This is a genomic window from Kitasatospora sp. MBT66, from assembly GCF_000710405.2.
GTDB lineage: Bacteria > Actinomycetota > Actinomycetes > Streptomycetales > Streptomycetaceae > Kitasatospora > Kitasatospora purpeofusca.
Genome location: NZ_JAIY01000006.1, coordinates 19,917 through 21,397, shown reverse-complemented (window position 1 = coordinate 21,397; position 1,481 = coordinate 19,917). Strand labels below are relative to the sequence as shown.

Below are 1,481 nucleotides of genomic sequence, written 5' to 3'. Positions count from 1 at the left end.
AGGACTTCGGCGTTCACCGGTCCAGGCCGAGCAGGCACTCAAGTCCGGTGGCCACCGCGCGCCGATCGCGGTCGGCGGGCGTACGCGAGTTCCGACTGTGACTCGGCGAGCTGGCGGTGGCCCAACCAGCCAGGAAGGCACTCAGGGGCTGACCGGCACTTCCAGGATCACGTCACGGCCCCTTTCGCGCGGGCCTCGGCCGGACCCCTACAGGCGCACGGCCAGGCAGGGCCGCACCCCGGCCACGGGTGCCGTGGGTCCGGAGTGGGAAGTCGACGGAGCCGACGTCCCACTCCCCCGAGACCCGAACCGACCCGCTGGCTTCCGCCCCTGTCGCGTCTCGAATGATCTGGTCTGCGGGCAGGGCTGTGACCTGCGGCGACCAGATCACTTGAGACGCCAGGCGGACGAGAATCTCAGATGATCTGGTCCCGGGCGGTTGGGTGCCGGGTGTTGTCTCAGAAGCCGTTGTCTGTCCGTGAGTGATGGGTGTCTTTCCGCTGTTCAGGCATTGTGTCAGCGCCTCGGTGGCCGAGACGGGGGGCGTGTCGTCTCTTCGATGGAGGTGCTGGATGCCGTCGGTGACGGGGCTGTTGGAGGAACGTGAGCGTGCGGCCCGGCGGCGGGTGGAGGCCCTGCGGGCCGAACTGCGGGCGGCGGAAGCCGCGTGGGACCGGTTCGTGATCGCCGGTCAGGTGGTGGCCGCGGACCTGGCAGGGCCCCGCGCAGGTGATGGGGCGCCGTCGGCCGGAGTGGCCGGTGAACGGCCTGCGCGGGTTGCAGGGCCGGTGCCCGGATCGGTGGTTCCCGCCTGGAGGGAAGGGCTCGGTCTCGACTTGCCGGCACCGGACTGCCGGCGGCTCGTTGAGGTCCTGGCGGGGAGGGGGGAGGAGATGGACCGTCGCTGGCTCGCGGCGGCCTCGGGCCGGGCGAGATGCGCCAGTGCCGCTCACGCATCCGCTCCAGCAATGTCCCGCCGGCCTCGCGGTCGGTGACGACGGCAGCGGTGACCAGCACGGCCGGCAGTAGCCTGAGGGTGCCTCGACGATGTGCTCTTGCGGCCGTACACCTTCTTCCCGACGCCAACGGCCGCACCACCACCGAGCAGCACGACGCCCTCGGCCGCCTGACGGCCGTCTGGACCGATGACGACGAGGAAGCCGAGGAGACCACCGTGGCCAGTGCAGATGTCAGGCGAGCCCTGTGGCAGTGCACCGTCCGTGGGCACCTCGCCATCCGCGCGACGGCGCGTCACGGCGTGCAGGACGCGGAGGCGGCGCAGTTCGGGCTGGCGCCCGGGTTCGCCGAGGCGGACCGCTTCGTCACCGGTGTCGCGGGCGTCTGCCTCGCCGTCCGGACGGCGCGCGGGGCCGGGGCGGAGGGATGGGCCGCGCCGGCCGCCGGCTGGTGGGCGGCCGACCCCATCGGGCGGGCCTGGCTGGCGGCGACGGTGCGGGAGTTCGGCGGGGCCGCGGCGGCCG

Annotated in this window: 1 protein-coding gene; it reads left to right on the top strand. The window is 73.1% G+C overall.

The features are described from left to right. Nucleotides 1-1,036: 1,036 nt before the first annotated feature. The coding region (locus tag BI06_RS50650) for a hypothetical protein (protein ID WP_158516424.1) at nt 1,037-1,481 on the top strand (445 nt) is incomplete at its 3' end.